Annotated in this window: 11 protein-coding genes; 3 read left to right on the top strand and 8 right to left on the bottom strand. The window is 61.3% G+C overall.

What is annotated here, in order from left to right; genetic code table 11:
• Positions 1–13: 13 nt before the first annotated feature.
• From AABE10_RS31540 to AABE10_RS31520, 5 genes are all read right to left on the bottom strand, one after another.
• Positions 14–1,546: a DUF2235 domain-containing protein gene (locus AABE10_RS31540; RefSeq protein ID WP_342937033.1), complete on the bottom strand. Its 1,533-nt coding sequence runs from the start codon at positions 1,544–1,546 to the stop codon at positions 14–16.
• A gap of 2 nt (positions 1,547–1,548) precedes the next feature.
• Positions 1,549–2,130: a DUF3304 domain-containing protein gene (locus AABE10_RS31535; RefSeq protein WP_342937032.1), complete on the bottom strand. Its 582-nt coding sequence runs from the start codon at positions 2,128–2,130 to the stop codon at positions 1,549–1,551.
• 321 nt (positions 2,131–2,451) lie between these two features.
• The gene (locus tag AABE10_RS31530; RefSeq protein WP_342937031.1) at positions 2,452–3,918 is read right to left on the bottom strand and encodes a glutamate synthase subunit beta; all 1,467 of its coding nucleotides are present in this window, start codon (positions 3,916–3,918) and stop codon (positions 2,452–2,454) included.
• Positions 3,919–4,031: 113 nt separating this feature from the next.
• On the bottom strand, positions 4,032–8,735 hold the full coding sequence (locus tag AABE10_RS31525; protein WP_342937030.1) for a glutamate synthase-related protein: 4,704 nt from the start codon (positions 8,733–8,735) through the stop codon (positions 4,032–4,034).
• A gap of 321 nt (positions 8,736–9,056) precedes the next feature.
• Entirely contained in the window at positions 9,057–9,764 is a 708-nt protein-coding gene (locus AABE10_RS31520; RefSeq protein WP_035988887.1) for a transposase, read from the bottom strand.
• A gap of 187 nt (positions 9,765–9,951) precedes the next feature.
• Between AABE10_RS31520 and AABE10_RS31515 the strand changes: the two genes are divergently transcribed.
• From AABE10_RS31515 to AABE10_RS31505, 3 genes are all read left to right on the top strand, one after another.
• Positions 9,952–10,674: an OmpW/AlkL family protein gene (locus AABE10_RS31515; RefSeq protein ID WP_342937029.1), complete on the top strand. Its 723-nt coding sequence runs from the start codon at positions 9,952–9,954 to the stop codon at positions 10,672–10,674.
• Positions 10,675–10,702: 28 nt separating this feature from the next.
• Positions 10,703–10,912 carry a hypothetical protein gene (locus tag AABE10_RS31510; RefSeq protein ID WP_342937028.1) on the top strand — a complete coding sequence of 70 codons (210 nt, stop codon included), beginning with the start codon at positions 10,703–10,705 and terminating at the stop codon, positions 10,910–10,912.
• A 136-nt stretch (positions 10,913–11,048) separates the two neighbouring features.
• On the top strand, positions 11,049–11,432 hold the full coding sequence (locus AABE10_RS31505) for a DUF883 family protein (RefSeq protein ID WP_152764711.1): 384 nt from the start codon (positions 11,049–11,051) through the stop codon (positions 11,430–11,432).
• Between the two features lie 314 nt (positions 11,433–11,746).
• On the opposite strand, the gene AABE10_RS31500 is transcribed toward AABE10_RS31505, so the two are convergent.
• From AABE10_RS31500 to aroK, 3 genes are all read right to left on the bottom strand, one after another.
• Complete coding sequence (locus AABE10_RS31500) at positions 11,747–12,940, bottom strand: deoxyguanosinetriphosphate triphosphohydrolase (protein ID WP_342937027.1); 1,194 nt, start codon at positions 12,938–12,940, stop codon at positions 11,747–11,749.
• Between the two features lie 66 nt (positions 12,941–13,006).
• Positions 13,007–14,089 carry a 3-dehydroquinate synthase gene (gene aroB, locus AABE10_RS31495; RefSeq protein ID WP_428983418.1) on the bottom strand — a complete coding sequence of 361 codons (1,083 nt, stop codon included), beginning with the start codon at positions 14,087–14,089 and terminating at the stop codon, positions 13,007–13,009.
• Positions 14,090–14,105: 16 nt separating this feature from the next.
• Complete coding sequence (aroK, locus tag AABE10_RS31490; protein WP_342937025.1) at positions 14,106–14,657, bottom strand: shikimate kinase AroK; 552 nt, start codon at positions 14,655–14,657, stop codon at positions 14,106–14,108.
• Between the last annotated feature and the right edge of the window lie 9 nt (positions 14,658–14,666).

The following is a 14,666-nucleotide window of genomic DNA, read 5'->3' as shown; positions in this document are numbered from 1 at the left end:
AGCCTCATCTGCGCTACCGCACGGTAAGCGATTGGTTTTTCGCATAAGCGCCTCTCACATTATCGCCCGCGTCCGCTCCGCTCATATCAATCGCGACCGAATCGATCGACGGCTTTACGATGATTTGCTGTTCATCCGACGGTTTGACGATCCCGCGCGGCATGAGATACAGCCCCTTCCCGATCAATGACTTGAATCCAGCGCGCGAGTCGTGCACATAGGAATCGAAGAAATGTATAAGACCGTCGGAAAGGGTTGGCGGGTTGACCCACGCGTCGTAGTAGTCTTGCTCATCTGACGACAGAGGGGGCGGTACACCCGCCGTCTTCAAGCGGTCTCTGTATTCATTCGGATTGCTCTTTGAAAGCGCCATCATGTAACTACGCCAGTTGAGCGAATCTGCTTGGGCTGCGATGTCGGTACGAGAAGCTTCGATCCGCTGCAGGTCGATCTGGCTTGCTCGATTGGCACCACAAACATTTCTGTATACGTCGCATGGATTCAATTGATAGCGCGCTTTCAGCCAGCCATAGTAAAGGTGCATGTGCGCCGCTATCTGCTGTTGAAGCGAACCGGTGAGATCCGTGACGGCCATGCATGCGTCGAACGCCGCTTTGACTGCCTCGTCGTATTCGAAAAGAGCTTTTGTTGTGCCATCTAGCAATGCGGGCGGTGTGAAAGGCACGCCGGCGATTGCACCTTCTAGGCGCATCCGGTTAAGCGGCATGCGCGCCAGCATATCCGAGCGAGCTTGCTCGCGCGGCTTGTATCCGCCTCCCACGTCCGAATGCACGCCCGGATAGACGAATTCACGGTGTGTGTCACTGGTCTTTCCGAGAGGAGTAAGTGGAAACGCTGAGCGAATTTCATGACCGGAGACAAGGTGCAAACATTTTTCGACCTCATCCGGTACATGCATCTGCATGTCAGTCAGATCGTGCGCCGGCAAGCCGACCGACTCCACCGTATCGAAGATCCCCAGAAAGCGGAAATAGATCGGCGCGGCCTTGCCGTCGCGTGCGGTCGAACACGGCCAATGCGGTATGCCACTCCTGTACTCGCACTTCCTTAGCACCCGGTTCACGAAGGAGCGCGCGAGCGTCGCGCCACGCGAAAAGCCAAAGACAGCAATGTCGATGCGAGACACGCGGTGAGTCTTCGATAGCGCCGAAAGAAATTCCGTTTCTGCCAATTGCAAGCGAGCATCCCCTCCCAATCCCGCACCACCACCCAGCAGTTCGCTGTCCCGGATGCTGTCGACCCAACTCGGCTCGCTCGCGTCGAGTGGCGTCCCAACCCCGGGATAGTAGAGCGGCACAATAAGAGGCAGATCCTCCCTATGTCCACTGTACAGTCTCGCCACATTGGACAGCTTATTGAGGGAAATATCCCGCTTCAGATTGTTGCCGGTTCCATCAAAGAAGAAACTGAACCACGGTTGCTGTTCGCAAGCCGTGCAGGTTTCGAATTCTTCCGCATAAAGCTCCGTGGCCGTTTTCATTGCCTGCTCGAAGCTCTCGTGACTGTCCGTGATCCAGTCCTGCATGCTCACTCCCCGATGTGTCGCATCACGCGCTGCCCGGTGAAAAGAAGGTCCACTCGCGGATTAAGAGGACTGCCTTTGCTCAGCAACTGCGAGACATACTCAGCTTCGACCTCGTGATCCGGGAAGAATCGGACGATGAGATAGGTGAAACTGTTCGCATCACTGGATACACTGCCCAACGTTCTTATGTCTTTCGAGAAGGTTGTCCGCTTCGATTCAGGATCGTTATACGCACCCACGCTCCAAATGACACGAATCGTCTTTCCGACGACGGGAAGGTAGGAACAGCATTGTGTCTTGCCGGCACCGCCCTGAGAAAACGGTCTCACCTGAATTCCTTGGGCCCCCGTATCCCCGCCATCACTGGTTTCAATGTGGAATTCGGGGATGTAGTCTTCCGTATAGTTTGCGCTATAGGCTGACGCGAGAACCGAATCACGAGGTGCCCCTATCGCACAGCCAATCAAGATGACCGCCAATGTCAACGGCAAAGTTATGCGCTTGATGGTTCTTGCGAAACGAGCATCAGTCCAGTGGCCGCTCGCAAACCAGCCCCTGCTGTTGCCTGGGAATTTCCGCCCCATATTTTGCCATCCTTATCATTTTCATTGTTGCAACACCTTGTCAGTGACAATTGGATCGAACATTACACGCGCCCGCTATCAGAAAGTTTCGAAATCGTCGTGCGATGCCGAGAATTCAATTCCATCCGCCTTGAGGTCAAAAGAAGTGATAGCGCGCGTAAAGCAAAAAAACCGGGTCGCTCTTACGAGCGCCCGGTTTTTGTCCTGCTTCTACTGCCGTGCGGTACGGTTTGATGCGTCCGCGTCTGTCTCCACCTCTCCAGCCAAAAGGAGCAGCGAGCCGCGCGATGCATGCCGCGCGGCCACGCCCGAACGCGAGACTTAACGCGGCAACTCCGAGTGCCCCATCAGGTATGCATCGACGGAGCGCGCGCACTGACGGCCTTCGCGGATCGCCCACACGACGAGCGACTGGCCGCGTCGCATGTCGCCTGCCGTGAACACCTTGTCGACGGACGTGTAGTAGGCCTTGTCGCCTTCCGTCGACGCGCGCACGTTGCCGCGCGCGTCCTTGTCGACGCCGAACGCCTCCAGCACGGGCGAAACCGGCTGCGTGAAGCCCATAGCGAGCAGCACGAGATCGGCCTTCATTTCGAACTCGGAGCCCGGCACTTCCTGCATCTTGCCGTCCTTCCATTCGACGCGCGCCGCGATCAGCTTCTCGACCTTGCCATTCTTGCCTTCGAAGCGCTTCGTCGCGACGGCCCAATCGCGCTCGCAGCCTTCCTCATGCGACGACGACGTGCGCAGCTTGACCGGCCAGTACGGCCACACGAGCGGCTTGTTTTCCTCTTCGGGCGGTTGCGGCAGAAGCTCGAACTGCGTGACGCCCTTCGCGCCATGACGGTTCGACGTGCCGACGCAGTCCGAACCCGTATCGCCGCCGCCGATCACGACGACATGCTTGCCCTTTGCGAGCAGTTGATCGGCCACCTTGTCGCCCGCGTTGACCTTGTTCTGCTGCGGCAGGAACTCCATCGCGTAATGGATGCCCGCGAGTTCGCGGCCCGGCACGGGCAGATCGCGCGGCGTTTCCGAGCCGCCCGTCAGGATTACAGCGTCGAACTGTTCCTTCAACTGGTCTGGCGTGATGGTTTCCTTCGCGGTGTTGCCGATGTGCGCAGGAATCGCGTCCTTGCCGACGAACACGCTCGCGCGGAACGTCACGCCTTCGGCCTCCATCTGGCGCATGCGGCGATCGATCAGCCACTTCTCCAGCTTGAAATCGGGGATGCCGTAACGCAGCAGGCCGCCGATGCGGTCGTTCTTTTCGAACACCGTCACGTCATGACCGGCACGCGCGAGTTGCTGCGCGGCGGCGAGGCCCGCCGGGCCCGAACCGACTATCGCAATCTTCTTGCCTGTCTTGTGCTTCGGCGGCTGCGGCGCGATCCAGCCTTCGGCCCATGCCTTGTCGATGATCGCGTGCTCGATCGACTTGATGCCGACCGGGTCGTCGTTGATGCCGAGCGTGCACGCCGCTTCGCACGGCGCCGGGCAGATGCGGCCCGTGAACTCTGGGAAGTTGTTCGTCGAATGCAGGACTTCGATCGCGTTCTTCCAGTCCTGGCGAAACACCAGATCGTTGAAGTCCGGGATGATGTTGTTCACCGGGCAGCCGTTGTTGCAGAACGGGATGCCGCAGTCCATGCAACGAGCACCTTGAATCTTCGCTTCGTCGTCGGTCAGCGCCGAGACGAATTCCTTGTAGTGCTTCACGCGCGTGAGGGGTGCTTCGTACGCCTCGTGGCGGCGTTCGAACTCGAGAAAACCGGTTGCCTTGCCCATGTGGTTCTCTATGTCTATCTGAATCGGTGAGGGGATCGGCGCCCGCCGCCTGCGCCTTCGTTCGCAAGCGGCGGGTGCTTCGCTATGTCGTCAGTGGCTTTATCGGGAAACGATCAGGCCGCGAGCACTTCCTTGCTGGCCTTCTTCGCGCCCATTTCGCCCAGCGCGCGCTTGTATTCGGTCGGGAACACCTTCACGAACTGACGGCGCGACGCATCCCAGTTTTCGAGCAGCGCCTTTGCGCGCGGCGAACCCGTGAACTGGAAGTGACGTTCGATGAGCCCCTTGAGCAGCGCTTCGTCGGTCTGGCCCGTATGCCACAGCGCCTTGTCGACCGTGCGTTCCTGTTCGGCCTGTTGCAGCACCGGTTCGAGCGCGACCATCGACTTGTTGCACTTCGCGGCGAACGTGCCGTCCGGATCGTACATGTAGGCAATGCCGCCCGACATGCCCGCCGCGAAGTTGCGGCCCGTCTCGCCGAGCACGACGACGGTGCCGCCCGTCATGTATTCGCAGCCGTGGTCGCCCGTGCCTTCGACGACTGCCGTCGCACCCGAGTTGCGCACGCAGAAGCGCTCGCCCGCAACGCCGCGGAAGAACGATTCGCCTTCGATTGCGCCGTACATCACCGTGTTGCCGATGATGATGTTCTCTTCGGACTTGCCGCGGAAATCGTTGGTCGGACGCACGATGATGCGGCCGCCCGACAGGCCCTTGCCAACGTAATCGTTGCCGTCGCCGACGAGATCGAGCGTGACGCCCTTCGCGAGGAACGCGCCGAAGCTCTGGCCCGCCGTGCCCTTCAACTGGATGTGCACCGTATCGTCGGGCAGACCATCGTGGCCGTACTTCTTCGCGATCGTGCCGGACAGCATCGCGCCGACCGTACGGTTCACGTTGCGCACCGGCTGGATGAACGACACGTGCTCGCCCTTCTCGATCGCGGCCTTCGCCTTTTCGATCAGCGTGTGATCGAGCGCGCGGTCCAGACCGTGATCCTGCGATTCGACATGCAGACGCGCGACGCTCGCCGGCACGCTCGGCTGATAGAACACGCGCGAGAAGTCGAGACCCTTCGCCTTCCAGTGCTCGATGCCCTTCTTCATATCGAGGAATTCGCTGTGGCCGATCAGGTCGTCGAACTTGCGCACGCCCAGTTGCGCCATGATTTCGCGCACTTCTTCAGCGATGAAGAAGAAGAAGTTCACGACGTGTTCCGGCTGGCCCTGGAATTTCGCGCGCAGCACGGGGTCTTGCGTCGCGACGCCGACGGGGCACGTGTTCAGATGGCACTTGCGCATCATGATGCAGCCTTCGACGACGAGCGGCGCCGTCGCAAAACCGAATTCATCCGCGCCGAGCAGCGCGCCGATCACGACGTCGCGGCCCGTCTTCATCTGGCCGTCGGCCTGCACGCGGATACGGCCGCGCAACTGGTTCAGCACCAACGTTTGCTGCGTTTCGGCGAGGCCAAGTTCCCACGGCGTGCCTGCGTGCTTGATCGACGACAGCGGCGATGCGCCCGTGCCGCCATCGTGGCCCGCGATCACGACGTGATCGGCCTTCGCCTTCGCGACACCCGCAGCGACCGTGCCGACGCCCACTTCCGACACGAGCTTCACCGAAATGCTCGCCGACGAGTTCGCGTTCTTCAGATCATGAATGAGCTGCGCGAGGTCTTCGATCGAGTAGATGTCGTGGTGCGGCGGCGGCGAAATGAGGCCCACGCCCGGCACCGAATAACGCAGCTTGCCGATGTACTCCGACACCTTGTGCCCCGGCAACTGGCCGCCTTCGCCCGGCTTCGCGCCTTGCGCCATCTTGATCTGGATCTGGTCCGCGGACGCGAGGTATTCCGCCGTCACGCCGAAACGGCCCGACGCGACCTGCTTGATCTTCGAGCGCAGCGAATCGCCGTCCTTCAGCGGGATGTCGGTCACGATTTCATCGCCGATGATCGACTTCATCGTGTCGCCGTTCTTGATCGGAATGCCGCGCAGTTCGTTGCGATAGCGTTTCTCGTCCTCGCCGCCTTCGCCCGTGTTCGACTTGCCGCCGATACGGTTCATCGCCACAGCCAGCGTCGCATGCGCTTCCGTCGAAATCGAGCCGAGCGACATCGCGCCCGTCGCAAAGCGCTTGACGATTTCCTTCGCCGGTTCCACTTCATCGAGCGGAATCGCCTTCGACGGATCGACCTTGAATTCGAACAGGCCACGGAACGTCATATGGCGCTTCGTCTGATCGTTGATCAGATGCGCGTATTCCTTGTATGTCTGATACGAGTTGCTGCGCGCCGAATGCTGGAGCTTCGCGATCGCATCGGGCGTCCACATGTGGTCTTCGCCGCGCACGCGATATGCGTACTCGCCGCCCGCGTCGAGCATGTTCGCGAGAACGGGGCTCTCGCCGAACGCTTCGCGATGCAGGCGAATCGCTTCTTCAGCCACTTCGAAAAGACCGATGCCACCGACCTTCGACGCCGTGCCCTTGAAGTACTTGTTCACGAGATCTTCGGCGAGACCGACCGCTTCGAAAATCTGCGCGCCCGTGTACGACATGTACGTCGAAATGCCCATCTTCGACATGACCTTCTGCAGGCCCTTGCCGACTGCCTTCGTGAAGTTGTAGACGGCCTTTTCCGCCGACAGGTCGCCCTTCATGCCCGCTGCCATCTGCGCGAGCGTTTCCATCGCGAGGTACGGATGCACGGCTTCCGCGCCGTAGCCCGCGAGCAACGCGAAGTGGTGCGTCTCACGCGCCGAGCCCGTCTCGACGACGAGGCCCGTGCTCGTGCGCAGGCCTTGCTGCACGAGGTGCGTATGGATGGCGGACGTGGCGAGCAGCGCCGGAATCGCGACGTTGTCGCGATCCGTCTTGCGGTCCGACACGATCAGCATGTTGTAGCCGGACTTCACGGCGTCGACGGCTTCCGCGCACAGCGACGCGAGGCGCGCTTCGATGCCTTCCTTGCCCCAGCCGACCGGGTAGCAGATGTTCAGTTCGTACGAGCTGAACTTGCCGCCCGTGTACTGATCGATTGCACGGATCTTTGCGATGTCCTTGAAGTCGAGCACCGGCTGCGACACTTCGAGACGCATCGGCGGGTTGATATTGTTCGTGTCGAGCAGGTTCGGCTTCGGGCCGACGAACGACACCAGCGACATCACCATGTTTTCGCGGATCGGGTCGATCGGCGGGTTCGTGACTTGCGCGAACAGCTGCTTGAAGTAGTGATACAGCGTCTTGTTCTTGTTGGACATGACGGCGAGCGGCGAATCGTTGCCCATCGAGCCGACGGCTTCTTCGCCCGCCTGCGCCATCGGCGCCATCAGGAACTTGAGGTCTTCCTGCGTGTAGCCGAACGCCTGCTGGCGGTCGAGCAGCGCAGCCGCTTCGCGGCGCTCGGTGACGACGTCTTCCGCGCTCGGCTCGATTTCGTCGAGCTTGATGCGCACGGCGTCGATCCAGCTCTTGTATGGCTTCGCGTTCGCGAGGTTGTCCTTCAGTTCCTTGTCGTCGATGATGCGGCCGTGCTCCATGTCGATCAGGAACATCTTGCCCGGCTGCAGGCGCCACTTCTTGACGATCTTCGATTCGGGAATCGGCAGCACGCCCGCTTCCGACGCCATGATCACGAGATCGTCGTCGGTAATGATGTAGCGCGCCGGACGCAGGCCGTTACGGTCGAGCGTCGCGCCGATCTGGCGGCCGTCGGTGAATGCGATTGCAGCGGGGCCGTCCCACGGCTCCATCATCGCGGCGTGGTATTCGTAGAACGCGCGGCGGTTGTCGTCCATCAGCGTGTGCTGTTCCCACGCTTCCGGAATCATCATCATCACCGCGTGGACGAGCGGGTAGCCGGCCATCACGAGCAGTTCGAGACAGTTGTCGAACGACGCGGTATCAGACTGGCCCGGATAGATCAGCGGCCAGAGCTTCGGCAGGTCGTCGCCGAGCACGTGCGACGCGATCGCACCCGTACGCGCGTTCAGCCAGTTGACGTTGCCCTTCACCGTGTTGATTTCGCCGTTGTGGGCGATCATCCGGTACGGGTGAGCCAGTTCCCACGCCGGGAACGTGTTGGTCGAGAAGCGCTGGTGCACGAGCGCCAGCGCCGACACGACGCGCTCGTCCTGCAGGTCGCGGTAGTACACGCCGACCTGCCCCGCCAGCAGCAGTCCCTTGTAGACGACCGTGCGTGCCGAGCACGACGGCACGAAGTATTCCTTGCCGTGCTTGAGCTTGAGCGCCTGGATGCGGTGGCTCGCCGTCTTGCGGATGATGTACAGCTTCCGCTCGAGCGCGTCCGTCACCATGATGTCCTTGCCGCGGCCGATAAATATCTCGCGGATCAGCGGCTCGCTCGCCTTCACTGTCGGCGAAATCGGCATGTTGTGATCGACGGGAACGTCGCGCCAGCCGAGCACGACCTGGCCTTCGGCCTTCACCGTGCGCTCCAGCTCCTGTTCGCACGCGAGACGCGATGCATGCTCCTTCGGCAGGAAGATCATCCCGACGCCATATTCGCCGGCGGGCGGCAGCGTCACGCCCTGCTTCGCCATTTCCTCGCGGTAGAACGCATCCGGAATCTGGATCAGGATGCCCGCGCCATCGCCCATCAGCGGATCGGCGCCGACGGCGCCCCGGTGATCGAGGTTCTCGAGGATCTTCAGGCCTTGCTGGATGATCTCGTGGCTCTTTTTGCCCTTGATATGCGCAACAAAGCCGACGCCGCATGCGTCATGCTCGTTTTGCGGGTCGTAAAGACCCTGCGCGGCGGGAACCGTGGAAATCGGCTGCTGGTGGTCGTTCATGGGGACACCGTCTGTCAGGGGCCGTGGGGCCGTTAATCCATTTTCTTCTTGCCCGCAGTTTCAGGTTCAACTGCGCGGCGGCCGCTTAGTCGCGGGACATGCGCGATATTGCAGTTGCACATTCGGCCGCCGGAAGTCGAAATATACGCGACGAATCAAAGGAATAGCAAACAAAATCTGTTGATCGAGCCCCTATTATCAATGTGGTGCATTTTTCTTCAAATTAATTAGTGTCATATCAAAACAGGGCAAAAGAAAACGGCATGCGCAGATGCCGTTCGCTTTCTTTTGCTGCCGACAAGCCCTTGATCCACCAAGGCTTTATTGGGTTTGCGGCGTCTCGCGGACCTTGCGCGGCCGGCCTCGCGGCAGCGGCGAGACGCGCCGGTTCGCCGCCCGCGCTGCCCACTCGCGATACGAGTCGCTGCCGAGCACCCAACCCTTCAGCGTGGCTTGCTGGAGCTGGCTCGCTTCGCGTTCGTCGAGCGGCTGCTCGCACAGTTCGCGGTAAGCGCGCTGCCGCTCGAACGGCGTATTCCCGAGCGACCAGTACAAACGATGGTCGGTGATGAGACTGTCTAAGGTCAGCCCGATGTGATGCCGATAACTGGACCATCGATAGTCTTCGGGCGTGCTCACCAGCTGGTTGCGCACCGGCGACATTTCGACGACGCGGCTCGCGAGCAGAAAGTACTTCTCGCCTTCGATGACCGTCGCGCGATAACGGCCTTCCCACAACGTGCCGCGTCGCGAGTAACGACGGTTGAAGTGCGCGACGTAGCGCCGGCCGACCGCCTGCATTGCTTTTGGCAAGCTCGATTCGTCGGTGGGCGTGACGAGCAGTTGCACCGCGCCGGGCATCAGTGCGTATGCATGAACGGAGAGATGGTGATCGCGCGAAGCCGCCTTCAGGCAATCGATGAACAGTTCGTAATCCTGGTCGTCGACGAATGCGGGCTGCTGGTCGAGTCCGCGCAGGATCACATGCTGCGGCTGGTCGGGGACATAAAGACGTGCAAGCCGTGCCATGCTGGATTATCCAAAGTCGCGTTGGTACATACCCGAAGGTCCGAAAAGCTGCGCTGGCGCGACCTCACGCGCCATGCGGGTCCGCCGGAAACGGCAAAAAAGCTTAGGCAGAACGCTCTAACCGGCGCGTATGGTTTGTTTGAAACGTTGTGGTCATAATTAGCGGGCCTTTTTTGGAGGAGCACAAATGAAATTAAAACAGGCCTTGGGGATCGCGACGCTAGCTTGCATGACAACCGCAGCGCACGCGCAATCGGCCGGCAGTATCTACGTTACAACTGGGTGGTTCCATCTTTCGCCGCAGTCCAGCAGTCAGCCGTTGAGAGAGACAAACGTCGGCGGTTCGCCCGTCAACATCACGGTACCTAACTCTGGCGCCTCGCTTGGCGATGGCGACACCCTTGGTTTCACGGCCGGCTACTTCATTACCGACCACATCGCCACCCAGTTCGACATCGGCATTCCGCCGCAATTCGATCTGAAAGGTACAGGCGCATTTGCGCAATACGGCAAGATCGGCTCGGCCAAACAATGGAGCCCGACACTGCTGCTGAAGTACTACTTCAATCAGCCGCAAGCGAAGTTCCGCCCGTATGTCGGCATTGGCGTGAGCCGCATCTGGTTCACCGACGAGCACATCACGAACGGCGCCTTCCAGAACAACGTCCTGCATGGTCCGACCACGGTGACCACGGATAGTTCGTGGGAGCCCGTGTTTAATGCCGGCTTCACCTACGCATTCACGGATCACTGGTTCGCAGGCTTCTCGATTTCGTACCTGCCGCTCAGCACGACAGCCAAACTGAACACGACGGCGAGCACTCCCGTCGGCCCGCTGACGGTGCAATCCGAGACGAAGATCCGCCTGAACCCGATCGTCACGTACGTGAGCCTCGGATACCGCTTCTAACAAAACAGGTTAGTCGAGATTTTCGGGCTTGAACAACGCCGTCACGTTAATCCGTGACGGCGTTTTGCTTTCAATCCCATCACGATACTCGCATGAACACGGCTTCGTCTCCGGCGTATCGCGACATCGTTTCCCCACTTGCGACCATGCCTGCTCGCGCGCGCAACTCGTTGTAAATTTGACTGACGTGCAAGGCCTGCCGGCGCAATTTCTGCCGCATGCCGCGCGCATCGTCTGACGCAAAGCGCGTCGTCGATGCATGTTATGGCGCAGGTTGCGGAGCCTCGCGCCAGGCGGGCATCGAAGTTGCGTTAGAGAAGTCTTCCCGCGCTGTGTTGCGGGCATGTTGATCCACCCTCATCGACGGAGCGACCATGACAGCACTACCTAATACGCGAGATGCCATCGGCGAATCCTGGACAACGACGGGGCGTCGTGCGCGCCGCATAGCGCGCCATAGCCGGCATGCCGCTGAAGACATTGCCAGTGAACTGCGCACACTGATGGCGGAACTCGAAAACTCGCTCGGCGACGGCACGCAGGCCGACGCCGCGGCCATCAGGACGCAATTGCGCAAACGGCTCGACGATGCGCGCTCGCGCCTGAACGACACGCGCGACGTCATGCGCGACCGCGCACAAGCCGCGTTTCACGATGCCGACGACTACGTGCATGAGAACCCGTGGCGGACGATTGCGCTTGTCGGCGGCGTCGCGCTGATCGCGGGCGCGCTCATCGCGCGAGGCGGCATGCGTTGATGTGCGTGCTTGATGTACGCGCTGATTGCGTACGGATGCGCTCACTGAACGGAGCTGGCTAAACGGCCAGGCGATTGTATCGGCTGGACTTCGGATCGCTGTAAAGGACGTGACGCTATGCATAGCCGCGCGCCGGTACGCGGTTGTGCAGGCGCGCGCGTGCGTGTTGTTGCGACCTGTTGTGATCGCGTATCTGCACATGCGCAACGCACATCGCACGGCGCGTGGACTGCTTTGCGCGTGAGCGTCTTGCGTCGCTTCTTACGGCGGATGCGGATTGAGCATCGCGTGTCAAACGCGACACACGCATGGCATCAATTACCGTCGACGACGAAGAGCCGCTGGTATTCCTTCGACGCGTAACGATCCGTCATGCCCGCGATGTAATGCGCGATCAGTCGCGGCTGCTTCGCTGCGTCCGCTGTCTGGTAATCGGGCGGCAACAGCCGAGGGTCGTCGATGAATGCATCGAACAGACCGATGATCACGCGCCGCGCCTTGCTCGCCATGCGCATCACCCGATAGTGCCGATACAGGTTCTTGAACAGAAACTGCTTGAGCGCCGTGGCCTGCGCGGCGATGGCTGCGCTATGCGCGACGAGCGGCGGCGCGCGTCGCACATCGTCGAGCGATGACGGCGCATGGCGCGCGACATTGCGCGAGGTCGTGTCGATCAGATCGACGATCAGCGTGTTGATGATGCGGCGAACCGTCTCGTGAATCAGCCTGCGTCCTTCGATGTGCGGATAATCGCGGCGCGCCGCCTCGTCATGCGTGCGCCATAGCTCGACCTCGGCGAGCTGGTCGATGGTGAGCAATCCCGAGCGCAGACCGTCGTCCACGTCGTGATTGTTGTACGCGATTTCATCGGCGAGATTCGCAATCTGCGCTTCGATCGACGGTTGGCGTCCTTGCAGAAAACGCTCGCCCAGTTCACCCAGACGCCGCGCGTTTTCGCGCGAGCAATGCTTGAGGATGCCTTCGCGCGTTTCGAAGCACAGGTTCAGGCCATCGAATGCGCCGTAGTGCTCTTCGAGGTCGTCGACGACAGCAAGGCTCTGCAGATTGTGCTCGAAGCCGCCGTACTCGCGCATGCATTCGTTGAGCGCATCCTGTCCCGCGTGGCCGAACGGCGTGTGTCCGAGATCGTGCGCGAGCGAGATCGCTTCGACGAGATCCTCATTCACGCGCAGATTGCGCGCGACGGAACGCGCGATCTGCGCGACTTCGAGACTGTGCGTGAGCCGCGTGCGAAACAGATCGCCCTCGTGATTCACGAACACCTGCGTCTTGTATTCGAGCCGCCGGAAAGCCGTGGAGTGAACGATGCGATCGCGATCGCGCTGGAATTCGGTGCGCGCGCTCGGCGGCGGTTCGTAATGGCGCCGGCCGCGCGACTCCGAAGAGCGCGCCGCGTACGGCGCAAGATGCGCTTCGAGCGCGGCGATGGTGGGCAACGACGCCGCGCCCGTGACGTCGCATGATCCGATCAGATTGTCGCTGCGCATTTCCCTCACCGATGTCTCCGAATCCGAAGCGACGCCCTCGTGCCGTTGCGCCGGCTGCGTGTCGCGTCAGGTGCCGACGCTGGCGTCGAGCGTCTGTAGCACGGCGTCGTCCGGCGCGCGCGTGATCAGCGTGTCGCCGAAACGCTTCAGCAGGATGAACTTGATTTCGCCGGCTTCCGCTTTCTTGTCGACGCGCATCAAGTCGACATAGCGCGACGCGCCAATTGCGGGAGCGCGGGTCGGCAAATGCGCGGCCCTGATGACGGCAACGAGTCGCTCGCGCGCGGCTTCGTCCAGATGGCCGAGCCGCACTGACAGATCGGCCGCCATCACCATTCCGCAGCCGACGGCTTCGCCGTGCAGCCACTCGCCATAGCCGAGGCCCGCCTCGATTGCATGACCGAATGTATGGCCGAAATTGAGGATCGCGCGCAGACCGCCTTCGCGTTCGTCGGCAGCCACGACGGATGCCTTGATTTCGCACGAACGCTTGACGGCTTCGGCGAGCGCTTGCGGCTCGCAACGATTGAGCGCCTCTACGTTCGCCTCGATCCACTCGAAGAACGTTGCGTCGGCGATTGCGCCCGTCTTGATGACTTCCGCGATACCGGCCGCGAGTTCGCGCGCGGGCAGCGTGCGCAGCGCGCCGATATCGGCGATCACTGCTTGCGGCTGGTAGAACGCGCCGATCATGTTCTTGCCGAGCGGGTGATTGATGCCCGTCTTGCCGCCCACCGACGAATCGACCTGCGACAGCAACGTGGTCGGCACCTGGATGAACGGCACGCCTCGCATGTAGCAGGCGGCGGCAAATCCCGTCATATCACCGATCACGCCACCGCCGAGCGCGATCAGCGTGGTCTTGCGATCGGCGCGCGCGCCGAGCAGCGCGTCGAAAATCAGATTCAGCGTTTCCCAGTTCTTGTGCGCTTCGCCGTCAGGCAGCACGACCGTCGTCACGTCCTTGCCGAGCGGCGCGAGTGCCTTGCGCAACGCGTCGCCGTACAGCGGATCGACAGTCGTATTGGTGACGATGGTGACGGACGAACCGCGAATGTGCGGGGCGAAGAGCTCGGTCTTGCCGATCAGATCGGCGCCGATGTGGATCGGATAGGCGCGCTCGCCCAGTTCGACGTTGACGGTAATCATGGAGGTCATCTCGTCATTATGACGCAGGAGACTTGGCGACGCCCGCCATCTCGAGCTGCATCAGCACCATGTTGACGAGCCCGTTGACCGACGGGCGGCCCGTTTCGATCACGAAATCGGCGCATTCGCGATAGAGCGGGTCGCGGACTTCATAGAGCGCCTCGAGACGCCCTTTCGGGTCCTCGGTCTGCAAGAGCGGCCGGTTCTTGTCGCGGCGCGTGCGCAGCCACAGGTCATGCGGATTCGCACGCAGATAGACGACGATGCCGTGCTGGCTCAGCGCTTCGCGGTTTTCGGGGCGCAGCACCGCGCCGCCGCCCGTCGCGAGAACGATATTTTCGCGGCCCGTGAGCTCTGCGATCACTTGCGCCTCGCGGTCGCGAAAGCCCGCTTCGCCTTCCAGCTCGAAGATCACGGGGATGCGCGCGCCCGTGCGCGCCTCGATTTCATGGTCGGAGTCGAAGAACGGGCGATCCAGCCGGCGCGCCACGGCCCGGCCGACGGTGGTCTTGCCCGCCCCCATGAGCCCTACGAAAAAAACGTTGGCGTGTGCGTCCCGCGCTTGCAACTTGTCCTC

The sequence above is a fragment of the Paraburkholderia diazotrophica genome (genome assembly GCF_038900755.1).
GTDB classification, from domain to species: domain Bacteria; phylum Pseudomonadota; class Gammaproteobacteria; order Burkholderiales; family Burkholderiaceae; genus Paraburkholderia; species Paraburkholderia diazotrophica_A.
This window is presented reverse-complemented; position numbering and strand designations above follow the sequence as displayed.

Coding starts and splice junctions, on each gene's coding strand:
- AABE10_RS31540 (WP_342937033.1), bottom strand. CDS start 1,546: ATGCAGGACTGGATCACGGACAGTCACGAGAGCTTCGAGCAGGCAATG.
- AABE10_RS31535 (WP_342937032.1), bottom strand. CDS start 2,130: ATGGGGCGGAAATTCCCAGGCAACAGCAGGGGCTGGTTTGCGAGCGGC.
- AABE10_RS31525 (WP_342937030.1), bottom strand. CDS start 8,735: ATGAACGACCACCAGCAGCCGATTTCCACGGTTCCCGCCGCGCAGGGT.
- aroB (WP_428983418.1), bottom strand. CDS start 14,089: ATGATTACCGTCAACGTCGAACTGGGCGAGCGCGCCTATCCGATCCAC.
- AABE10_RS31520 (WP_035988887.1), bottom strand. CDS start 9,764: ATGGCACGGCTTGCACGTCTTTATGTCCCCGACCAGCCGCAGCATGTG.
- AABE10_RS31500 (WP_342937027.1), bottom strand. CDS start 12,940: ATGCGCAGCGACAATCTGATCGGATCATGCGACGTCACGGGCGCGGCG.
- AABE10_RS31515 (WP_342937029.1), top strand. CDS start 9,952: ATGAAATTAAAACAGGCCTTGGGGATCGCGACGCTAGCTTGCATGACA.
- AABE10_RS31530 (WP_342937031.1), bottom strand. CDS start 3,918: ATGGGCAAGGCAACCGGTTTTCTCGAGTTCGAACGCCGCCACGAGGCG.
- AABE10_RS31505 (WP_152764711.1), top strand. CDS start 11,049: ATGACAGCACTACCTAATACGCGAGATGCCATCGGCGAATCCTGGACA.